Here is a 19022-nt window from a genome sequence, read left to right as displayed (position 1 = left end):
GGCCACGCGCGTTTTCACGCGTCCCCGGCCGCCGACGAGAATCCCTGCCGCGCCTCGATCATCCCGCGATCGATCCGCGCCACCTCCGCCGCCGGGATCACATACTCGTCGTGATCGCGCCAGGCGAACACGACGAATGTCGCGAAGGCCCCTATTGCGCCGAGCGCGACCATCCACCAGATGTGCCAGATCAGCGCGAATCCCATCAACGTGGCGAAGAACGCGCAGACGAATCCTGTGGGGGAATTCCTTGGCAGCTCGATATCCTGATAGTCCTTGTCCCTGGTGTGCAGCTGCTGGCTTTTGGCGTTTTCCTTGATCCGCCAATACGCATCCTGCCCCGTCACATTCGGCAACACTGCGAAGTTGAACACGGGCGGCGGCGATGAGGTGGCCCATTCCAGCGAGCGGCCATCCCAGGGATCACCGGTCGTGTCGCGCAGCAGCGCGCGGTCGCGGATGCTGAAGACGAGCTGGAGGATCTGCAGGATGACGCCGATCGCCAGCAGCGCCGTGCCGAACGTCGCCGCCGCCAGCCAGGGCCGCCATTCGGCGACATCGTAATGCTGCATGCGCCGGGTCATGCCGAGCAGACCGACCACATAGAGCGGCATGAAGGTGGCGTAGAAGCCGATCAACGTGAACCAGAACGCCGCCTTGCCCCAGCTCTCATAGAGACGAAAACCAAAGGCCTTCGGAAACCAATAGGTGACCCCCGCGAATGCACCGAACAGCACGCCGCCGATGATGACGTTGTGGAAGTGCGCGACCAGGAACAGGCTGTTGTGCAGCAGGAAGTCCGCCGGCGGTACCGCGACCAGCACGCCGGTCAGCCCGCCGATCATGAAGGTGATCATGAAGCCGACCGACCACAGCATCGGCGTCGTGAAGCGCACCCGCCCGCCATACATCGTGAACAGCCAATTGTAGATCTTCACGCCGGTCGGCACCGCGATGATCATGCTGGCAATGCCGAAGATCGCGTTCACGTTGGGTCCCGCCCCCATGGTGAAGAAATGATGCAGCCAGACCATGAACGAGATGACGCAGATCGCCATCGTCGCCAGCACCATCGAGCGATAGCCGAACAACGACTTGCTCGAGAATGTAGCGACCACCTCCGAATAGATGCCGAAGGCCGGCAGGACCAGGATGTAGACCTCGGGATGCCCCCAGGCCCAGATCAGGTTCATGAACATCATCATGTTGCCGCCGGCCTCGTTGGTGAAGAAGTGGAAGCCGAAATAGCGGTCGAGCATCAGCATCGTCAGCGTCGCCGTGAGGATCGGGAACGCCGCGACGATGAGGAGATTGGAGGCGAGCGTGGTCCAGCAGAACATCGGCATGCGCAGATAGCTCATGCCCCGGGTGCGCAACTTCAGCACGGTCGTAACCAGATTGATGCCGGCGACCAGCGTCCCCACGCCGGATATCTCCAGCGCCCAGATATAGTAGTCCACTCCCACGCCAGGCGAATAGGTCACCTCGGACAATGGCGGAAACGGCAGCCAGCCGGTGCGGGCGAACTCGCCGACCACCAGCGAGACATTCACCAGCAAGGCACCCGATGCCGTCAGCCAGAACCCAACCGAGTTCAGCGTGGGAAATGCGACGTCACGGACTCCGAGCTGCAACGGCACGATCAGGTTCATCAGGCCGATCACGAACGGCATCGCCACGAAGAAGATCATGATCGTGCCGTGCGCCGAGAAGATCTGGTTGTAGTGCTCCGGCGGCAGATAGCCGTTGGAATGAAAAGCCACGGCCTGCTGTGTGCGCATCATGATCGCATCGGTGCCGCCGCGCAGCAGCATGACAAAGGCGAGCAGGATGTACATCACGCCGATCCGCTTGTGATCGACGCTCGTGATCCACTCCCGCCAGAGATAGGGGACGTAGCCCTTGACGACGACCCAGACGAGCACGCCGAGAATGCCGGCGAGAACGATGCCTGCGGCGATCAGCGGAATCGGCTGGCCGAACGGAATGGCCGACCAGGTGAGCTTCCCCAGCATGATGCCTCCAGATCAGCGATGCGAACGCTTGCGAGGCGACGGGCGCGCAGCGCGGCTTCGTGTCGCCAGCAGCAGCGCCATCCCGCCGATGCCGACAGCGAGGCCGATCTTGCTGAGCTGCCCGGCGGCCGGCAGCTTCTTGCGTGCGAGCCAGCCGCCGCTCACGCTTGTGCCGGCCGGAATCGGCGCAAGCACGGCGCCGGAGCTGCGCGGCGCGATCTTGGCGCGCGACAGCAGAAAGCGAAAGGCCGTGCTCATGAACCGTTCGGTCGGCCAGCGAGCCAGCGCATAGGAGATCTGGCCGAGGCGCGCCGGCCAGCCAACGGCGACTTCATCGTGCGGCGCGCGGATCAATTGAACGAACGTCTCGGCAACATCTTCGGGGCGATACAACAGCGGCCCGGGATCGAGATTCCGGCCGGAGACATTGGCGCCGTGCACAAAACCGGGCGTGTCCACCATCGCCGGAAACACGCTGCAGACATGGATATCGCGGTGAGCGGCGAGCTCCTGGCGCAGGCTGGCCGAGAAGCCCCGCAAGCCGAACTTGCTCGCCGTATACGCTGCGGCGAACGGCGTCGGCGCCCAGCCGCCGAGCGAGATGTTGTTGATCAGCGTGCCCCGCCGCTGCCGCAGGAACACCGGCAGGGCGGCATAAGCGCCGTTCATCGTGCCCAACAGATTGACCTCGATGGTCTTGCGGTGGAGCGCAATGTCAGCGTCCTGATAGGCACCGAAAACCCCGGTGCCGGCATTGTTGATCCAGACGTCGATGCCGCCGAAGGTCTGCACCGCCCGCTCGGCGAGCTGCTTGACCGCATCTGCGTTTGTCACGTCGGTCCCGACCGCGACGGCGCGTCCACCGAACGTCTCGCATTCGGCCGCCACGTCCTTCAGCACGTCCTCGCGCCGAGCTGCCAGAACCAGGCTCGCCCCTTCCCGCGCCAAAGCAAGTGCCGTCGCGCGACCGATGCCGCTGGAGGCACCCGTGATCACGACACGTTTTCCCCTGAGATCGCGCATCAGCCGGCGGGCCTCGGGGGATCCATCCAGCAGCCAGCCGAGCGAATGTCGCAATTGCTGGGTGCCGCCCGTTTCGAACCATCGGCCATGGGCGAAGATGACACGTTCAGGTGCCAGCGCAATGAGACGGGCCGCAGCGAGTTGCACAGCCCGACCACCCAGGCGAAGCAGCAGCCTGAGGTAAGCGGGAGCCTTGCCGTCAGGCGCGGTGATCCCGAGCAGATGAGCCGCCGCACGAGACGGGATGCCGAGGCCTTCCGGCGCGAGGTTCTGCACGAGGTCGGTCAGGACAAGGGTCCGACTCGGCCGATGGAACACCGCAACCTCCGTGAACATCGGCGCGGTGACGAGCACGAGTTGGAGGTCTTCAGACCATTCGTCGGGCGTGACGTCGGTCAGCTCGCGATCGATCCGCAGGCCGCTGCGGCGCACTTGCGACCGATCAGCCAAGCCGGGCGCCGCGTACACCTTGGCATTGGGCAATGCCGCCTGCCAGTCCGGCAGGAACATCCAGTGCGCCACGTTCGGGGCGAGCAGATATTTGATCGGCCCGAGCTGCTCCAGCTCCTCTCGCAACGCATGAGAGAAGCGCGTTGGCGAGTGCAGCAGCAGGTCCCCGCTCGACAGCCTGATCACCGTCATGCGGACAGGAAGCGGCAGGCCGGCGGCGTTGATCCGGCCGGCATCGACGATCCAGACATTGTCTGCCACCGGCCGCAAGCCGTGGCCGATGATTCGAGGCTGAGTTGCTTGATCCATGAAAGGTCCGCCGACGGTTGGCCCGTCAACAAACCTTCTCGACGCATCATGGTTTCAATCACAGCTGCGGAAGTTCCCGCACCCAGCGTCGGGCGCGCCGGCGCCTTATCGCAGATAATCCGCGAGATTGAGTCCCTGGATCTTGGAAATGGCGCTGTAAGACGCCGTCAACTGCGCCTGATAAGTCGAGAGCTGCGCGGTGACGGCCGCCACATCGACGCTGGTGAGGTCGGTCGCGAGACTCTCGGCATAGCTCTTGAAGTCGGTCTGTTGCGACTTGGCACTCTCGATCCGGGATGCGGCGTCCGACAGCTTGGCCTGCACGGTGGCGACATCATCCACGGCTTTATCCGCCAGCGTAAGCGCCGAGGTGATGTCGGTTCCCGACAGGGACGAGCTGTTGGCCACGAACTTCAGGACGCGCATCACCTCTTCGAACGCGGAATTGTCCGCCGTCACGCCGTAGGTGACCGACTGGCCGTCGGAGACCCGGACCGAAGCAAGCTCGCTGTCTCCCTGGTAATAGCTCGTATCGGCCGTGGTCAACGAACCGGTTCCGGACGCAAAGGCCGAGGTGTCGACGGCTGCCGTCGAGGTCCGCGCGCCAGCGAACAGATATTGTCCGTCATACTGCGTGTTGAGAATGCCGGACATCTGCTGCAGCAATTGCTGCGCGGAGCTGATGGCCGACGTCGTCGCCGTGCTGCTGCTGGAGCTCGCAGCACTCAGCGCAGTCCGCAACTGGCTGACGATATCCGACACCTGTCCCACGGCGGAATACATCACCTGCACCTTGCTGTCGGCCAGGGTCGCGGCATCGATATAGGACTGTGCCCGCGTCACCGAGACCTGAAGATTGACCACGTGCTGGGTGTCGGCGCCGTAGCCGGCAAGATACTCCGCTTTCAGCCCCGAGGATTCCTGGACCTGAAGCGTGCTCATGGTCGCCTGCGTACGCAACGCACCGGAGATCATCTGGTCGGAATTCGCAAAGGTCGCGACCCGCATCGTCATGGCGTGAGCTCCAGACTAGGTCGACTGCACGGCGGTGAGCAGCGACGAGAACATGCTGTTGACGACCGAGATCAGCTGCGAGGCCGCGGCATATTTGTTCTGCAGCGCGCTGACCCGCGCCGTCTCCTCGTCGATATTGACGCCCGACTGCGACGACAGCGAGCTGGCATAGCTCGATTGCGCCGTGGACTTGGCGGTATAGGCGCTGGAGGCCTGAGAGGCCTTGCTGGCGACGTTGGCGACGATCGCCGCCGCATAATCCGCGAAGGAGCCGGTCGTCGCGCTCAAGCCGCCTGCGGACGCGAAGCTGGTCGAGCCGGTCAAGGCGTCGTAAAGCTGGTTGATGACAGACGCCGAGCCCGATGTCAGGACCTGGCTTCCGGTCGTCAATGTCGCAGAGCTATCCAGCGTGCCGGTCGGCAGTCCGGCCGCCCCGCTCAGAATGCTGCTGTTGACCGCGAAATTGGACGCGCCGGTTCCGGTCACGAGATCGTTCATGCCGAAATAGTCAGAGAATCCGCTGCCGCCGATCGCGCTCGTCATGTCGTTGATTGCAATGCCGTTCGCCGACGACGTCGCGCTGATCGACAAATGCCCGCTGGAGTCGAGCGACGCAGAAACTCCGGAGATGCCGTTGAGCGCGGAGACCAGATCACCCACCGTCGCATAGGACGACAAATCGAGATCCTGGTAGGAGACCAGATTGCCGCTCTGGTCGGCGACCGCGATGCGCACGGTGCCCGACGCCGACATCGCCGTCGTGCTGCTGACGCTCGCCGATCCGGTCAGGCTGGTCGGCGGCGGCACCGCCGACGCGCCATTGGTGACGCTGTTCAGGGCCGATTTCAGCTGCGACGCGAGCTGATCGAGCTGGCTCTGCACCGCCGGAAGCGTGCTGTCCCGCAGCGTGATCAGGCTGCCGATCTTGCCGGACGTGATCTGCGACGTGACATCCACCCCGTCGACCGTAATGCCGCTGAAGCCGCCAGAGGCATAGCTCGTCGACGCAGACACATTCGCCGAAGCCGTATAGCTCAGCGTGTGCGCCGAGCTGTCGACGAGCGCCCGTCCCGAAGACGTATAGACCTGGAGGTCGCCGTTGGACGCCGTGTAATAGCTGACGTTCATGTAGGAGGACAGATCCTGCAGCGCCGTGTTGCGCTCGTCCTCCAGATCCGCGGTCGACTGGCCGGATGCGGCCATCTTGCGGATCTCGACGTTGAGATCCGCGATCTGCTGCAGATCATCGTTCACGCTCTTGACCGACGAGGCGATATCCTTGTCGGCATTGCCGCGCAGGGTCTGCACGCCGCTCGACGTGCTGCGCAGCTGGCTGGCGAAATCATCCAGCGCGCTGACGACGGCGGATTGCAGCGAAACGCTGCTCGGCGAGCTCGCCAGCGACGACAACGCAGACTCCAGCGACGCCAGCGAATTTGCCAGCGACGTGCCGGTGGTCGAGGTGCCCGATGTCGATGCGCTGCCGAACAGCTGCTGCAGCTGTGTCAGATAGCTGTTGGTGCTGTCAGCCGCCCCGAGCTCCGAGTTCGCCCCGATCAGGGATTTCAGCAGCAGCTTGTCCACACTGCTCGATATTCCGGTGATGGAGACCCCGGTTCCCACTCCACCGGTGACATCCGCCACCTGGGTGGCCGACTTCCTTGTGTAGCCCTCGGTATCGGCATTCGAGATGTTGGACGAGGCTACACTGATCTGCAGCTCGGTGGCGGAGATGCCGCTGAACGCGACCAGCCGTGCTATATCGAGCGACATCGCCCTACTCCCGCAGCTCTACCGCCGTCATGCTCTGAGGTTCGTTCCGCAGGAGGTCGCACGCGCCGTGCGCCGTCCGCTCGCCCCATAGGGCGAGGCGCTTGCGATCTGCTCGCGGATGGCCTGCATGATCGCGTCGATGCGGCGGTTGCTCGCTTCGATCGCGGCCCGCAGGCGCATGAGATTTTCATCCATCGCCAGGCGGAGATTGAGAATGTGCTCCATCAGCTGCTCGCGCAGCACGCGATCACGCACATTCAGACTCGCCGTCCGCCTGGCGCATTCGGCGACCCTCTGCTCGAACAGGCCCGCCAGCCTGTTCTTGTCGTCGAGCTGCTTGGAGCGCGAGGCCGGCAGCCCCTTGGCGAGCTCCATGTTCTCCTCCATCACCACCGTGATCAGCTCGTCGATCAGCGCGATCAACGTCCGCACCTCGTGCTCGGTCGCGGCCGGCTGATCGGCCTGGATTGCGTGTCTCATCCTGTCGCTCCCAATCTCAGTGCTCACGCAGCGGGCGGCGGCTCGCTTGCGCAACCTTTGCGTAGGTGTTCAAGGCGGTCACACGGACGGCGGCCACCTTGAACTCTTCCTCGAGCTGCGCGCATTCGCGCAGCAGCTTGCGTCGGACCGTTTCGATATCGTCCATCAGCGCCAGCAGCAGCGCGCGGTCGTCCTTTCCGGCGGCCGCAGTGCGCAGCTTGAGCCGGCGCAGCTTCTTCAGCAGAGCCGCGCCCTCGCCGATCCGCTCCCTCTTCAACTCGGCCATGATCACCTCATCGACGAGATCAGCGTGTCGTACATTTTGTTCACCGCCGAGACGACCTGCGATGCCGCCGAATAGGCCTGCTGCGCCGAGATCATGTTGCTGAACTGACCCGTGGTGTCGGTCGTGCTCGACTCCAGCTCACTGCCGTAGATCGTCCCCGCACCGTTCTCGCCGGACGCCTGCAGGGTGGCATTCCCCGAGGTCGCCGTGGACGTGTACATGCCGCCGCTATGGGCCACGAGGCCGTTGGGATCGGCGAAGGTCGCCACCGCGATCTTGTAGATCGGGACGGTCTGTCCATTCGAATAGGTCGCCTCGACAAGGCCATTCTTGCCGACCGCGATGCTGCTCAAGGTTCCGAAGGAAATGCCGTCGGACTCGGCGCTGAAATTGGAGACGCTCGGCGTCGTGCTGCCCGACGCCAGCTGCGTCAGACCGTCGGTGCCGCCGCCCGTGGTGCCGAAGCTGAGCGTGATCGAACTGGCCGCCGCGCCGTTGGTCCAGTTGATCCCCAGATTGGTCGACGAGACGGTGCTGAGCGAGCCGTCCGAGTTGAAGTCGATCGTATAGGTCCCGCTGGTTACCGTGCCGTCCGACGCGGTGGCTGGCGCGATATCGGCGGTCCATTGGTTGGCGGTCGCGCTCTTGGTCCAGGTGACATTGAGCGTGTGCGACTGGCCCAGCGAGTCGTACACCGTCATCGAGCTGCTGAACGTGTCGCCGCTGGCCGCATCAGCCGGCAAATTGGCCGCGAGCGATGTCTTGGTGGTCGCGCCGCCATTCGTCAGCGCCACCTTGGTGTTGATCGGCTCGAGACCGTTACCGGTCACGTTTCCGCTTGCGTCGGTGCGCCAGCCCTCCAGGTAGTAGCCGCTGTTCTCGAGATAGCCGGCATTGTCGGTCGAAAATGCGCCGTTGCGCGTATAGACCGTCTCGCCGCCTGCCCCCGTGGAGCTGGTCGCGACGAAGAAGCCCGAACCCTGGATGGCCACATCGGTCGCATTTGTCGTGGCCGCGAGCAGGCCCTGCTGCGTGATGTTCGATCGGCCTGACACCGATACGCCGCCGGACGAATAGGACTTGGCGCTGCTCGACGCCGTCACCAGCTGCTCGAACAGGCCGGACGTGGTCTTGTATCCGGTCGTATCGGCGTTGGAGATGTTATCGCTGATCATCGCGAGCGACGAGCTCTGCGCGTTGAGCGCCGAGATGGCCGAAGACAAGGCTCCAGAAAGACTCATGTGTGTACTCCGAATGCTGCCGTCAGGAGGTGACGCCGATGATGTTGCTGGCGCTGACCGACACGCCGCCGACGGTCAGCGAGGGCGTGCTGGTCGAGGTGTCGATCCCCGTCACCGTTCCGGTGACGGTGGTGTAGTTGAGCACCGAATTTCCCGCGGAGTCGGTCGCGGTCACGGAGATGGTGTATTGGCCGCCGTCGCTGAGCTGATTGCCGCTGGAATCGGTCCCGTCCCAGGTGAACGAGTTGGTCCCCTTGTTGCCGGTTCCGGTGCCGGACCAAACCGTGTTTCCTGAGGAATCCTTGACCGAGATCGAGACGTTCGACGCTGCCGAGGATAGCGAATAGCCGAAGCTTGCCGTGCCGTTGGAGAGCACGGCAGTATCCGTCTTGGCCTCGACGGTGTGGCCGATGTAGTTGACCGAGTTCAGCGTCACCAGGCTCGAGAACGAGCTGGCCAGCGAGGTCATGCTGGTGTTGAGCGATTGCTGCGACGTGTAATTGGCGTAGGACGTCATCTGGTTGACGAAATCGGTCACGCTCGTGGCGTTGAGCGGATCCTGGTTCTGCAGCTCGCTCGTCAGAAGCTGGAGAAAATCGGTCGAGCTGAGCGTCGTCCGCGAGTCGCTCGACGAGGACGTCGATGTGGCGGTGGTTGCGGTCAACGAGCTTGTCGCGGAAACTGTCATGGGCTGAACTCCGGCTCTCACCGCAGATCACGGTGGGACACAGCGCACCTCCGATCGTCATGGAGGCGTTTGCTGATCAAACGGCCGGAGAGCCGAATTCAGGCGCACAATTAGTTGGTTGAATTAGTTGATTTGACGGCAGAATTTGCCGCCGAGCGATTGGGCATAGCAGGCAAAAATCGCCGGGTGCAGAGCCTGGCGATCCCGCCATCCGCGAGAGCATGCTGCCGCGGGGGCCGACATGATCTATGGCAGCCGAGGCTGAGTGCGGTCAGGTTGCACAGGCTGGCATGAGAGAACTGTCACACGGCGAGCGCGGTGCACAGGCTCCGCGACCGAACCGCAGAACCTCCGGCGCTCAGCCGGGCTGATGAGCGTCGGCTGCGGCGCTTGCCGGCTCTTCGGGCGTCAGACGCTTGGCCTCTGCCAGGATGCGGCCTGCCAGACCTGCCGGCGCTCGAACCGGCGGCGAGGCCAGCGCCTCGCGAACGAGGCGAGCCCCGGAGACCAATCGGACAGCTTCGGAAGAAGTTGCGAGCAGGTCGGAGGCCGCCTCGCGCTGCTCGGCGGGCCACTGGGAGACGTCCTCCCCCAGCCGATCGATCAGATCCTCAAATTCCTTGACGTCCATCGTCCGCTCGATCCAGCGCTCTCTGGATGCTTCATAAAGCATTCAGCGAACGAACGAAATTGATATCAGCCGATTGGGACGATCGAGCGCGGACTTGCGTCCCAAAACCCGTAAATTCCGGGATGCGTGTGTACGAGAGGCTGCACCGGATACCCAAGGGGGCCGACAATGCAGCCCATTTCTGCTCGGTTTCGCGAAGTTTCCGCGATGCAACCTCGTCTGATTCGAGTGGACTACCGCCGGTTGGCCGAATCAATCGGAGAGCGCGCGCTCCGTGCAGCCGCATCGACCGCCTCCCAGGATTGCCGCAGGTCCAGCAGGCTGTCGATGATGCGCCGGAAATTCTCGCGCATGTGGGGACGGCCATAGGCCCGCAAGGCGGCGAGGATCAGCGCATTGTAGGTCTCGAACAGCCGGTCCGCCACGGCGCCGCCGCGTGCGGGATCGAGGTGCAGGCTCAATCCGCGCAGGATCGCGGTCGCGCGCGTCAGGTGCCCATGTGCCTCCTCGAACCGGCGCGCCTCCTGGGCCTGCAGGCATTTCTGCAGATAGCTCACCGCTCCGTTGAGCAGCATGATCACCGCGCGCAACGGCGGAACGGCCACGGCTGCGCCGCGATAGGCCTGGCTTGCGAATTGGGCCATCGAACTCTGGGTCATCAGTTACTCGAACTCGCGTTGAGGAGGGCTTTCAAATAGGTCAACGTATTGTTGGCGCTCTCGATAGCGGCCTGATACTTCGCATATTGTGCCGTGAGCTGCGTCTTGAAGGTCGCGGCGGCGCTTTCGATATCGTTGACCTTGGACTGCATCGTTTCGTCCTGGGACGTCAGATTGTCGATCAATGTCTGCAGCGAGCCGCTGGTGGACGAAGCCGTCTTCGCAATCTGGTAGATCTGCGTCGCCAGCCCTTGCGTCGAGGTCACGGTGATCGATTGCGAGGTCGAGCCGCTATAGGTGAAGGCCATGCCGGCATAGATGGTTCCGGAATTGCCGATGATGGTGTTACCGCTCACGGTGAACAGTGAGCTGTCACCGCCGACGGCTGCCCCCGTTAGAGTCCCCGACGAGTCCACCGTGAGGTCCAGCGTGAAGGACTGGGGCGACGTTCCGGTGTTGACCACGCTAAGCTGGCTGGACGACGTCTTGGTCTGAGCCGACAGCAGCGTCGTGACGCCGCTGAGGTTGGTGCTGAGGATGGTCGACAGCGTGCTGGTGTCCAGTTCGAGCTCGTTCTTCTCGTTGAACGACAGACCGAGATCCGCCATCGTCAGGCCGCCGACGGAGGTGCCGAGCACGGACTGGAGCGAATTCATGATCTGGCGCATGGTGCCGTCGCCGAACAGCACTGCGCTCGACGAGGCCGTGCCATCGGAATTCGTCGCCTGCTGCGCCACCACGGCATCACGGAACGCATTGTAGTTGGTGACAAAGGTCTGCAGCGCCGAGGAGATCTGGCTCGTATCGGTGCCGATCGTGACGTTGAGCGTTGTCCCGGACGGCGTCGCCTGCAACAGGTCAAAGGTGACGCCGCTGAGCACGTCGGTGATGTCGTTGGTGTCGCGCGTGAGACTGATGCCGTCGAGGGTGAACTCGGCGGCTTGCGCGGTCTGGAGCACCGTCGAGAACGCCCCCGAACTGTCGGTCACGCCGAGCTTATTGAGGATGTCGTCGCCGGATGAGCTGGAATAGGTGATGTCGGCTGCGTCCTTGGTGCCCGTGAGCACCAGCTGGTACGACCCGTTCGACACCTGGACGATCGACGCCTCGACGTTCGTGGTCGAGGACTGCGCATTGATCGCGCTGACCACGTCCTGCAGGGACATGCTGCTCGTCACCGTGATATCGGCGGTGGAGCCTCCCGAGAGGCCGAGCGAGAACGTTCCGGAATAGCCGAGGGCGTCGGTTTGGCTCGACTGCGCCGTTCCCGTCACCTTCTGCGCGGTGGCGATCTGGCTGATGGTCAGCGTATGGCTGCCGGTCGCTGCGCCGTTGCTTACCGACATCGAGAGCGCAGACGATGCGCTGACATCGCCCGTCGCGCTGATCGTCGCCGACCGTGTCGCGAACACGTTGGTCGCGAGCGAGTTGACCACCGACGTCGCCAAGGACGCCAGACCCGACGACAGCGTCTTCAAGTCGGTCTGCAATGTCTGATAGGCCGTGATCTTGGCCTCGTTGGCAGTGATCTTCGTTGAGATCTGGGTCGCCTGCGTGAGCTTCGCATCGACGGCCGAGCTGATCAGTGCGCTCCAGTCGATCGTGCTCGTGGTGCTCGTGCCCGAGGTCGTGAGCGAGCTGCTGGAGCTCGAAGACGACGAAGAGGACGACGACGTCGTGCTGCTGGTGCTCGAGGTGGCGCTGCTCACGGTCATTCGTCGACGTCCTCCAACAACATCGCCGGACCGGCGTGGCGCCGGTCCGGCGGCTCACGGCTCAACCCAGCAGCTTCAAGAGGTACTGCGGGATCTGGTTGGCGGCGGCTTCCGCCGACACGGCGGCCTGGGTCTTCACCTGGGCCGAGGACAGCTTCGCCTGCTCGGAGGCGATATCCACGTCCTTGATCGCCGAATTGGCGGATTGCAGGTTCTGCGTCTGCGTGGAGATCGAGTCGGCCGAGAAGTTGAAGCGCGATTCCTGCGCACCGATATCGGCTCGCGCCTGGGAGACGTTGCTGATCGCCGTATCGAGCGCGGTCAGCGCCGCCGTCGCGCCGGTCTGGGTGCTGACGTCGAGCGAGGTCACGCCGAGCGCGGTCGAGGTGAGGCTCGACAGGTGGATGCTGATCGTGTCGCTGGCCGACGAGCCGACCAGCACCGACACGCCCGAGGAGAACGAGCTGGTGCCGTCCAGGAGGCTGGTTCCAGAGTAGCGGGTGCCGGTCGCGATCGAATCGATTTCGCTGATGAGCTGCGAGAATTCCGACTGGATGTAGCTGCGGCTGCTGCTGTCGACGGTGGTGCCCGATGCGGATTCGGAGGCCAGCGACTTCATGCGCGCCAGGATGTCGCTGATGTTGGAGGCGCCGCCATCGGCGGTCTGCAGGATCGAGGTCGCCTGCGAGGCATTGGTCGCAGCCTGCTGCAGCGTGGTGATGTCCGAGGAGATGCGGGTGGAGATCGCAAGACCGGCGGCGTCGTCGGAAGCCGAGGTGATGCGGGAGCCGCTCGACAGCTTCGAGAGCGAGCTCGTCTCCTGCGCGGAGTTGATGTTCAGATAGCGGACAGCAGAGTTGGCGGCGACGTTGGTTGAAATGGCGGGCACGGTGAGAACTCCTGGGTGATCGGCAAGACACGCCGCATCGTGGAAGGACTGACGGTGCGGATCAGCCCCGTCTGATCGATCAAACGGAAGGACTCACGGGAATCAGGCGCGAATTCTCCTGCGCGGGGAATGTCATGGTTAGCAATCAGTAAAGTCAGCAATCAGTAAAGGCGCCGCGGATGTCGCGCTCGTGCCGACGCAGCATGTCGCGCAGCTGCTGGCGCCCGCGCTTGAGCAGCGACTCCACGGCGGACACAGTCGTGTCCATCACCTCGGCGATCTCGCCGTTGCTCATATTCTCATGATAGGACAGGATCACAGCCACCCGTTGCTGCTCCGGCAGCCGCTGCATCGCCGATTCGAGGATGTCGCTCATCTCGGCGCGTTCGATCACGCTCACCGCATCGGGCTTGCCGTCCGCGACCTCGGGAACGACGTCGACATTCTCAGTACGCGGCTTGCGGCGGAGATCGATGCAGCGGTTGCTGACGACGCGATAGAGCCAGGTCGAGAACTTCGCACGGCCGTGCTGCCAGCGACCACGATGCGTCCACACCTTGAGCATCGTGTCCTGCACGACGTCCTCGGCATCGGCGGCGTTGCCGACGATGCGCAGCGCGATCGCATAGGCGCGGTCGACGTGACGCTCGACCAGGAGACGGAATGCCAGCTCCTCTCCGGTGGCCAGCCGGTCGAGCAGCTCCTTGTCCTCGTCGAACACGGCAGCTTCGACGACGGGCTCACAGTCCGGAACGGTCGGAGCCGTCTCGCTCCACGGCACCACGGCGATCTCGGCCGCTGCCGGCTCGTTCGAAGACACGCCATCGGCCGGGGCCCAGACGTCCAGCGCGTAGCTCATTTCCGCATCTCCAACCCGCAATGCCGAATGCGCAGCTCGCAGACGGCTTCCGATCGTTGAACGCCGCAACCGGAACAAACAGGCGGAGTATTTTCGTTATTCTTCAGATGCTTAGGTGGAATGTTTTGCCGGGCGCCGGGCAAATTCTGCCGCACATTGCGAGCGTGCCAGGACATCATGGGGAGCACAGAGCCGCAGGTCGGCATGGCCAAGGATTCATTCCGGAAGACGATTTCAACAGAAGACGCAGTGACAACACGTATAGACGCGACCTTCGAGCACACCGCTGACATCGGACAAAAGCGGCTGCATACGATCCGGACGCCCCGCGGAGCGCTGATCGCACCCGGCAAATTTTTCCGAATCACATCGACGAAGCTATCGCATTTTTCGGCGCTGTCAGTTGTCGCCTGCTCGATTTTTGAATCGCATGACGATTTTTTGCATCGCTGTGCGCCTGATCCTGCAGTTTCGTCCGTTGTATTAGCTGACAACTCTGAAAGGCACCGCGATCGACATCACATATCGGCCGCACGCTGTTGCGCGCCTATGAGTTACATCTCAGAAACAAAATTGAGAGAAACATTTCGAAATGTTTCGCGCTTGTCACCCAGCTAACAACTCACTCAAGCAGTGATATCGGCGGCAATCGCCTTTCTGTTGAGATAGCGCGCGACGCCGGCCCCTCTCCCTCTGTCTTGGAGAGCAGAGCGCGTCTTCAACTACTGTTCAAAAACTTCGGCCCGCCTCACCAGCAGCAACGTCATGCAGCAGTCGGGCAACGTTTCGAAACAAACAGCGCGCATGACGTGTCGGGACGCCGAGACACACTCGAACACTCGGCATGGTCCACGTCGTCGGACGTGATCCACGCGCCTGATTGGCACGCGTCATCCGTTTGATGTTCAGGAGGACGCGGCATGACGCGACGACATTCAAACGGTACGGATGATGATGCCATGGAGGCGCTGCGCGGCTGCGGCGTCAGCCAGCAACAACGACGCCGCCTGCAATGGTTGTCGCGAACATTCGGGCCGCTCGCTCCATGGAGCGATGGCGTTTCGCCGCGCGGCGGTCGCACCATCGTGGTCATCGATCCGCCGACCGGCGCCGGGGCCGAGCGGCTCTACCGCTCGCTGACGACGCATGACGCGGTCGTGATCCCGTTCGGGGAAAATCCCGCCTTCGACTTTCTCAAATCGAAGCTGACCGAGTTCGGCACGGTCGGGGCCTCCGCCGAAGGACCGCACGAATTATGGTGGGGAGGACTCGCCTGGCGTCTGCCAAGCCTCACGCTGCCGACCGATGCGCTGCATGTCGTGTCCTGTCATCCGAACACTCTCGGCGATCTGCACATCTATCATCTCCGCCGCTCGCTGCAGCGGCTCGGGCTGCCGTTCGCGCTCGAGCCGATCGATACGCGTCATCGCGGTGTGGTGAGCGCGGCCGAGAAGGCCAGCTTCATCCGGCGGATGTGGCAGCGGCAGGCGGAACCACTGCTGTTCGTCGATCCCGACGTCATCCTGCAGGCGGCACCGACGCTGCCGCTGCTCGTCGATTGCGACTTCTCCGTTCACAAGTGGAATGGCTGGGAGATGTCCGCGCGTACGCTCTATTTCGGCCGGTCGCGAGCCGCCGAGATGATGCTGACCACGTGGCATGAGATCGCCTCCTCCTACCCTGACGTCTGGGACGGCTATCTCATCGATCAAACCTGGAGCCTCGTCTCGTCACAGCTGCCGCTCGATACGGTCTGGCTTCCCCGCTCCTATCATGCCGTGGCCGGCGAGACCGGAGCCCGCAACGCTGCGATCGTGCACAATCTGACACCGACCACGGCCGATCTCGGTCCCGATGCCGGATTTGCCGAGATGGTTCGCTCGGCCCGGCGCGCCGGTCGCGCCGGCGCACGCGATCCCCTGCTGGTGATCGATTCCAACCAGCCCTCCAAGACGGCCGTCACCGTGATCCTCAGCGGCGCCGAAGCCAGCGATGCGCGTATCACTGCGGCGAGCATCGAGGCGCTCACCCAAGCGTTCACCAGGGATCATGGCGGCTTCTCGCGCCTCGAACTCTCGCTCTGCCCGTGGCCACAGGACGCGCGTCTGGCTCGAGAGGCCGCCCTTCTCGCCGCCAATCGCGTGGTCGAGGTAACGCCAGGACAGCATCTGCCGCCCAACCTGTTCCGCGCGATCGCCGCGTCAGACGCTGCGCGGCTTCCCACCAACATCGCCCGAGGGCGCTGAGTCCAAAACTGGAGCCACACCATGCTCGACACGATCATCCTCCTGACCGGCAGCCGCGATCAGCAGCTCGCGCTGACGGAGCTCCTCAGGGCGCACAATCCGGCGCTGTCGTTTCGCTGCGCTGTCAGTCTGGAAGACCTGCAATCCATCGAGCGCAGCGTGCTCGCGAGAGCCCGCCTGCTTGCCTTCACCACAGGCGTGATCGTTCCTGCCGACATTCTTCAGGCCCTGGGGCACGGCGCCTACAACTTCCATCCGGCGCCGCCCGACTATCCGGGCTGGGCACCAGCGCATTTTGCGATGTATGACGGCGCAACGCGCTTCGGTGCGACGGCGCATGTGATGGAAGCTCGTGTCGATTGCGGCGCCATCGTCGGTGTCGAGACGTTCGACATCCCGCCGGGCGTGGATGTCCGCGGCCTCGAGCAGATGACGTTCGTGCGCCTCGCTTATCTGTTCTGGCGGATGTCGCGCGATCTCGCCTGCGATGCCGGCGCACTGCCGGTTCTTCCTGTCAGCTGGAGTGGGACCAAGAGCACGAAGCAGATGTATGCTGACATGTGCGACATGCCGGCCGACATCGATGCCGCGGAGATGCAGCGCCGCGTCAGTGCCTTCCACGACGATTTCCGCGGCATCCCGCTGACGGTGACCGTGCACGGCACGCGGTTTCAGCTCGCCGTGCCGGCACAGCCGAGCGCCGAGCCGCTCATCGTGGAAGCACCTGCGCTCGCGATGGCGTCCTGATCAACGCCTGAGCGGCTTGACCACATCGGGATCGAGCCGCGCTTCCCAGCCGTGACGTTCCAGCTCAGGATCGTCATGCTCCTCCTGCGGCCAGCCGATGCACAGATACGCGATCAGTGTCCAGTCGGAGGGCAGTTCGAGCTCCCGACATGCGGCGACGGGATCGAGGATCGAGACCCAGCCCACCCCCAATCCTTCCGCCCTCGCCGCGAGCCAGAATGTCTGGATCGCGGCAACGACGGAGTAGCGCAGCGTCTCGGGCATCGTTGCGCGACCGAGACGATGACCGGTCGCAGCGCCTTCATCCGCGCAGACGGCGAGATGCACCGGCGCCTGCGTGAGGCCTTCGAGCTTGAGCCCGGCATAGAGCGCACGGCGCTCGCCATCATAGCCGGCGAGAGCAGATTGGTTCGCCTGCTTGAAGTTCTCGATGATCGCCGCTCGTCGCCCGGGGCTCTCGACGAGCACGAAGCGCCAGGGCTGACAGAAGCCGACGGAGGGCGCGTGAATGGCGAGCGCCAGGAGCTGCTCGATCAGCTCCGGGCTGACGGGATCGGTGCGGAAGCGCCTGACATCGCGGCGCCAGCGCACCAGCTCGGCAAAGCTTTGCCTGAACGCGGCGTCGAATTGCGGTGGCGTTGATCTCTGATCGCTCATGCGCCCTCGCCGCTCAGGACGTGGAGAAACGATCCGGTCACGCGCCCGCGACGCGAACCGCGTTCGGGGATGGTGCGGCCGGCGGCATCGCGACAGTCGATCAGCGGATCGTCGCCCTCGCTCAGGATCGTCGCGTAGTGGAACTCGTGGCCGTGAATGTGAGAGCCCTTGCGACCGAGGCTGCAATCGGCCAGCAGCGTCGCGTTGCGATAGCCGAGATGCAGCCGTCGCTTGGCGAAGGACGTCTCCAGCGACAACAGCCCGGCCATGGCATGCCGCTCGCCATTGTCGTCTTCAAGTCCTGCTCCCAAGGTCATGTAGCCGCCGCACTCGCCATGGACGGGGACGCCGCGCACCGCCAGGGCGCGCAGACCTTCGAGGAACCTTGCTGCGGACGCCAACCGGCCGGCGTGCAATTCGGGATAGCCGCCCGGCAGCCACACCGCGCCTGCCGCCGGATCTGGCGGCTCATCGTTCATTGGCGAGAACGGCAGGATCTCCGCGCCGCGTCTGCGCCAATGATCGAGGAGATGCGGATAGCAGAACGAGAACGCGGCATCCGACGCAAGCGCAATGCGCTGCGCCGGCGGCGCGATGCCGAAGCCCCACGCTGGTGCAGCCTCGGCCACCGGGCTGATCGGCCGCGCAAGGGCACGGACCGCCTCCAGGTCGACCGATGCGGCGAGGGACGAGGCGAGACGGTCGAGATGCGCCTCGATCGTCGTGATCTCCTGCGCCTGGACGAGGCCGAGATGCCGCTCGGGCAATGTCAGCTGATCGTCGCGTCCGAGCGCGCCAAGCACGCTGATCCCGATGCGCGCGAAGGCTGGTTCGATCAGGGCGCGATGCCGCGGGCTGGCGACGCGATTGAGGATCACCCCGGCGACCTCGACATCATCGCGGAACCACGCGCAGCCCAAGGCGACCGCCGCCGCCGTCTCGGTCTGGCCGCTGACGTCGAGCACGAGCACCACCGGCCAGCCCAGCAAGGCCGCGAGATCTGCCGCCGCGCCTCGGCCGGCCCGGCCCGGCTGCGGGGCGCCATCGAACAGGCCCATCACCCCCTCGACGATGCAGATGTCTGTGCCGGTGGCGACGCTGGAGACGAGCCCCGTCAGCTGCGGCGCCGACATGGCCCAGCTGTCCAGATTGTAGCTCGTCCGCCGTGCCGCGACACTGTGAAAAGCAAGATCGATGTAGTCAGGCCCGCATTTGAACGGCTGCACGACGGAGCCACGCATCGCCAGCGCCCGCAGCAACCCGAGCGTCACCGTCGTCTTGCCCGCACCCGACCGTGGGGCAGCGATGATGATTCCCTTGGGCGCCAAAGAGGTCATTGC

The 19022-nt window shown here is 64.0% G+C and carries 17 protein-coding genes; 2 read left to right on the top strand and 15 right to left on the bottom strand.

The window, feature by feature from the left end; genetic code table 11:
- Positions 1 to 14: 14 nt before the first annotated feature.
- The 13 genes from cyoB to BRAD285_RS10280 all read right to left on the bottom strand — a co-directional run bounded on the left by cyoB (position 15) and on the right by BRAD285_RS10280 (position 14032).
- Positions 15 to 2015: a cytochrome o ubiquinol oxidase subunit I gene (cyoB, locus tag BRAD285_RS10340; RefSeq protein WP_006610615.1), complete on the bottom strand. Its 2001-nt coding sequence runs from the start codon at positions 2013 to 2015 to the stop codon at positions 15 to 17.
- Positions 2016 to 2027: 12 nt separating this feature from the next.
- On the bottom strand, positions 2028 to 3797 hold the full coding sequence (locus BRAD285_RS10335; RefSeq protein ID WP_006610616.1) for an SDR family oxidoreductase: 1770 nt from the start codon (positions 3795 to 3797) through the stop codon (positions 2028 to 2030).
- Between the two features lie 105 nt (positions 3798 to 3902).
- Positions 3903 to 4811 carry a flagellin gene (locus BRAD285_RS10330; RefSeq protein ID WP_006610617.1) on the bottom strand — a complete coding sequence of 303 codons (909 nt, stop codon included), beginning with the start codon at positions 4809 to 4811 and terminating at the stop codon, positions 3903 to 3905.
- Positions 4812 to 4826: 15 nt separating this feature from the next.
- Positions 4827 to 6584, bottom strand: a complete 1758-nt coding sequence (flgK, locus tag BRAD285_RS10325; protein ID WP_006610618.1) for a flagellar hook-associated protein FlgK — start codon at positions 6582 to 6584, stop codon at positions 4827 to 4829.
- A 27-nt stretch (positions 6585 to 6611) separates the two neighbouring features.
- A complete protein-coding gene (locus tag BRAD285_RS10320; protein ID WP_006610619.1) occupies positions 6612 to 7064 on the bottom strand; it encodes a hypothetical protein in 453 nt (150 codons plus the stop codon).
- Between the two features lie 16 nt (positions 7065 to 7080).
- Complete coding sequence (locus tag BRAD285_RS10315; RefSeq protein WP_006610620.1) at positions 7081 to 7350, bottom strand: hypothetical protein; 270 nt, start codon at positions 7348 to 7350, stop codon at positions 7081 to 7083.
- A 2-nt stretch (positions 7351 to 7352) separates the two neighbouring features.
- Positions 7353 to 8591, bottom strand: a complete 1239-nt coding sequence (gene flgE / locus BRAD285_RS10310) for a flagellar hook protein FlgE (RefSeq protein ID WP_006610621.1) — start codon at positions 8589 to 8591, stop codon at positions 7353 to 7355.
- 22 nt (positions 8592 to 8613) lie between these two features.
- Positions 8614 to 9279, bottom strand: a complete 666-nt coding sequence (locus BRAD285_RS10305; RefSeq protein ID WP_006610622.1) for a flagellar hook assembly protein FlgD — start codon at positions 9277 to 9279, stop codon at positions 8614 to 8616.
- 358 nt (positions 9280 to 9637) lie between these two features.
- Positions 9638 to 9910: a hypothetical protein gene (locus BRAD285_RS10300; RefSeq protein ID WP_035645340.1), complete on the bottom strand. Its 273-nt coding sequence runs from the start codon at positions 9908 to 9910 to the stop codon at positions 9638 to 9640.
- A 233-nt stretch (positions 9911 to 10143) separates the two neighbouring features.
- Positions 10144 to 10569, bottom strand: a complete 426-nt coding sequence (gene fliS / locus BRAD285_RS10295) for a flagellar export chaperone FliS (RefSeq protein ID WP_006610624.1) — start codon at positions 10567 to 10569, stop codon at positions 10144 to 10146.
- Positions 10569 to 12284 carry a flagellar filament capping protein FliD gene (fliD, locus tag BRAD285_RS10290; RefSeq protein WP_006610625.1) on the bottom strand — a complete coding sequence of 572 codons (1716 nt, stop codon included), beginning with the start codon at positions 12282 to 12284 and terminating at the stop codon, positions 10569 to 10571. Before fliD ends, fliS begins: the two co-directional genes overlap by 1 nt.
- A gap of 61 nt (positions 12285 to 12345) precedes the next feature.
- On the bottom strand, positions 12346 to 13173 hold the full coding sequence (locus BRAD285_RS10285; RefSeq protein WP_006610626.1) for a flagellin: 828 nt from the start codon (positions 13171 to 13173) through the stop codon (positions 12346 to 12348).
- Between the two features lie 154 nt (positions 13174 to 13327).
- A complete protein-coding gene (locus BRAD285_RS10280; RefSeq protein WP_006610627.1) occupies positions 13328 to 14032 on the bottom strand; it encodes an RNA polymerase sigma factor in 705 nt (234 codons plus the stop codon).
- Between the two features lie 920 nt (positions 14033 to 14952).
- On the opposite strand from BRAD285_RS10280, the gene BRAD285_RS10275 reads away from it, so the two are divergent.
- Positions 14953 to 16278: a hypothetical protein gene (locus BRAD285_RS10275; protein WP_006610628.1), complete on the top strand. Its 1326-nt coding sequence runs from the start codon at positions 14953 to 14955 to the stop codon at positions 16276 to 16278.
- A 21-nt stretch (positions 16279 to 16299) separates the two neighbouring features.
- A complete protein-coding gene (locus BRAD285_RS10270; protein ID WP_006610629.1) occupies positions 16300 to 17025 on the top strand; it encodes a formyltransferase family protein in 726 nt (241 codons plus the stop codon).
- Here BRAD285_RS10270 and bluB read toward each other — a convergent pair whose 3' ends face one another.
- Together bluB and BRAD285_RS10260 are read right to left on the bottom strand one after the other, a co-directional pair.
- Positions 17026 to 17682 carry a 5,6-dimethylbenzimidazole synthase gene (bluB, locus tag BRAD285_RS10265; protein ID WP_006610630.1) on the bottom strand — a complete coding sequence of 219 codons (657 nt, stop codon included), beginning with the start codon at positions 17680 to 17682 and terminating at the stop codon, positions 17026 to 17028.
- Positions 17679 to 19019, bottom strand: a complete 1341-nt coding sequence (locus tag BRAD285_RS10260) for a cobyrinate a,c-diamide synthase (protein WP_006610631.1) — start codon at positions 19017 to 19019, stop codon at positions 17679 to 17681. The genes bluB and BRAD285_RS10260 overlap by 4 nt, the downstream gene beginning before the upstream one ends.
- Between the last annotated feature and the right edge of the window lie 3 nt (positions 19020 to 19022).

Origin of the sequence: Bradyrhizobium sp. ORS 285 (assembly GCF_900176205.1) — a bacterium.
Classification (GTDB): Bacteria; Pseudomonadota; Alphaproteobacteria; order Rhizobiales; family Xanthobacteraceae; genus Bradyrhizobium.
The sequence above is the reverse complement of the archived record's forward strand: the minus strand, read 5'-3'. Positions and strand labels throughout refer to the sequence as shown.

Excerpts from the sequence above, each read along its gene's own strand:
- fliD (WP_006610625.1), bottom strand. The coding sequence starts at position 12,284 with ATGACCGTGAGCAGCGCCACCTCGAGCACCAGCAGCACGACGTCGTCG.
- BRAD285_RS10330 (WP_006610617.1), bottom strand. The coding sequence starts at position 4,811 with ATGACGATGCGGGTCGCGACCTTTGCGAATTCCGACCAGATGATCTCC.
- flgE (WP_006610621.1), bottom strand. The coding sequence starts at position 8,591 with ATGAGTCTTTCTGGAGCCTTGTCTTCGGCCATCTCGGCGCTCAACGCG.
- BRAD285_RS10335 (WP_006610616.1), bottom strand. The coding sequence starts at position 3,797 with ATGGATCAAGCAACTCAGCCTCGAATCATCGGCCACGGCTTGCGGCCG.
- BRAD285_RS10320 (WP_006610619.1), bottom strand. The coding sequence starts at position 7,064 with ATGAGACACGCAATCCAGGCCGATCAGCCGGCCGCGACCGAGCACGAG.
- BRAD285_RS10275 (WP_006610628.1), top strand. The coding sequence starts at position 14,953 with ATGACGCGACGACATTCAAACGGTACGGATGATGATGCCATGGAGGCG.
- BRAD285_RS10315 (WP_006610620.1), bottom strand. The coding sequence starts at position 7,350 with ATGGCCGAGTTGAAGAGGGAGCGGATCGGCGAGGGCGCGGCTCTGCTG.
- BRAD285_RS10280 (WP_006610627.1), bottom strand. The coding sequence starts at position 14,032 with ATGAGCTACGCGCTGGACGTCTGGGCCCCGGCCGATGGCGTGTCTTCG.
- BRAD285_RS10270 (WP_006610629.1), top strand. The coding sequence starts at position 16,300 with ATGCTCGACACGATCATCCTCCTGACCGGCAGCCGCGATCAGCAGCTC.
- BRAD285_RS10305 (WP_006610622.1), bottom strand. The coding sequence starts at position 9,279 with ATGACAGTTTCCGCGACAAGCTCGTTGACCGCAACCACCGCCACATCG.
- BRAD285_RS10300 (WP_035645340.1), bottom strand. The coding sequence starts at position 9,910 with ATGGACGTCAAGGAATTTGAGGATCTGATCGATCGGCTGGGGGAGGAC.
- fliS (WP_006610624.1), bottom strand. The coding sequence starts at position 10,569 with ATGACCCAGAGTTCGATGGCCCAATTCGCAAGCCAGGCCTATCGCGGC.
- cyoB (WP_006610615.1), bottom strand. The coding sequence starts at position 2,015 with ATGCTGGGGAAGCTCACCTGGTCGGCCATTCCGTTCGGCCAGCCGATT.
- flgK (WP_006610618.1), bottom strand. The coding sequence starts at position 6,584 with ATGTCGCTCGATATAGCACGGCTGGTCGCGTTCAGCGGCATCTCCGCC.
- BRAD285_RS10260 (WP_006610631.1), bottom strand. The coding sequence starts at position 19,019 with ATGACCTCTTTGGCGCCCAAGGGAATCATCATCGCTGCCCCACGGTCG.
- bluB (WP_006610630.1), bottom strand. The coding sequence starts at position 17,682 with ATGAGCGATCAGAGATCAACGCCACCGCAATTCGACGCCGCGTTCAGG.